We start from the raw sequence: 1,600 nt of genomic DNA on the forward strand, positions 1-1,600 counted from the left end.
CCCTGCCGGCCGGCCCCTACCGCGATCTCGTCGCCGGCAACCCGCTCCCGGTGCCCGCCCTCGTCGGGGTGCGGGCGGGCATGCAGTCCGAGACCACCTCGTGCGTCTACACCAGCGGGCTCGGGCGCTTCGGCCGCCCGGACATGGAACGGCTCGACGTCGCCGGGCCCCCGGGCGCCCTCTACGGGCAGATGTGCGACCTGGTCGCGTACACGCTGGGCTCGGGCACCGTGTTCCAGCCCGGCCAGGCCCTCGAGGTGGGCGGGCCGCAGCCCCTGCTCACCAGCGTCGAGACCTCCCCGTTCACCGGGCAGCAGGTCCTGCGTCTCACGCCCGGCTGAGCACGGACCCGGCGTCAGGGTCGCCGGTTGGTGGTCCGCTCCACCACCAACCGCGTGGTGGCCGCCAACTGGAACGGCCGGACGACGGGCTCGATGCGACTGGTGAGCCGTTCCTTCTTGAGCCTGGCGATCACGCTGCGGACCAGCTCGGGCAGGGGAGTGCCCGAATGGTCGACCAGCGGGTAGATGCGGACCTCCGGGGCGACCCTCGCCATCTCGACGATCGCGTCGACATGGTCGGCCGTGCTCATCCTGTCCGCATAGGTGAACAGAAGGTGGGAGCACAGGACGAGGTCGGCCGAGTCGGAGGCCAGGGGTAGATCCGGGAGAGCGCCGGCGACGTACCTCCCGGGCGCGACCTCGAGGTCGGCGAGCATCGACTCCGCCGCGGTCCGGCGGACGGATTCGTGACCGACCACGCCGCCCCGGACGTCCCAGTCGTAGTCGAGGTCCCGGGAGTGGAAGTGGGCCAGGGATCGATCCAGGTCCGCCAGGACCCGTTCCCGCAGGTCGCCGCCACCGAGCGCGTACTGCGGATCCACCGCGATCGCGTCCCCGCCCGCCGCGCAGATCTCCGCCACCGCGCTGGCCGCCCCGCCCGGGCAGTCGACGATCCGCCCACCCAGGTCCGCGTCGTCGAGGCTGAACATGTCGGTGTACTCCGCCAGCGAGCGCGCGCTCACCAGGACGTCCGATTCCGACAGCGGTAGGTGGATGGTTCGGGGACTTGCGGTCACCTGGACGTTCTCCTCGATCAGGTCGGGATGGGCCGGTCTCGGCCGTGGTCCTCGCTGGGCCGAACCGTGGTCCGGTGTGGACCGTGCTCCCGACTGATGATCGGCCCACCCGTTCCCGGTGGGTCCGTGACGCGCGTCCTACGCCGAGGCGGGGTGGGCGAGGTGAGCGGCGCGGATCCACCGGGGTTCGCATCGCCAACACATGAGCACGTCGTTCTGCACGGCGTCACGGTAACAGCGCCCTCCGACACCGGCCACCGATTCGACACCGGTGCACCGAACCCTGACGTCCGGCCCGGAAGTGACGTGCCCCACCACTAGAACGGACACACGTTATAGTTTTGTCCACCGCGGCATGCGCGCAGAGTCGTTCCGCCAGCACCGATACTGGAGTACACGTGGGATCACCGTCACCGGACCGGGCCGCCACCCGCGGCCTGTCCCCTCTCGCCGGGGCGCTCGCGCTCGGACTGGTCGTGGCCCTGGCTCCGGCTCTCGCGACCGGCGCGGCCCCGGAGGCCG

Annotated in this window: 2 protein-coding genes; one reads left to right on the forward strand and one right to left on the reverse strand. The window is 71.6% G+C overall.

Annotated elements, in window-relative coordinates; translation table 11 throughout:
* The coding region (locus G6021_RS14545) for a DUF4261 domain-containing protein (protein ID WP_182641588.1) at positions 1-341 on the forward strand (341 nt) is incomplete at its 5' end.
* Between the two features lie 14 nt (positions 342-355).
* Here G6021_RS14545 and G6021_RS14550 read toward each other — a convergent pair.
* Positions 356-1,078, reverse strand: coding sequence for a hypothetical protein (locus G6021_RS14550; protein WP_182639488.1), 723 nt, complete (start codon positions 1,076-1,078; stop codon positions 356-358).
* Positions 1,079-1,600: the final 522 nt, after the last annotated feature.

This window comes from Dietzia sp. CW19 (assembly GCF_014145265.1).
Lineage (GTDB): Bacteria > Actinomycetota > Actinomycetes > Mycobacteriales > Mycobacteriaceae > Dietzia > Dietzia natronolimnaea.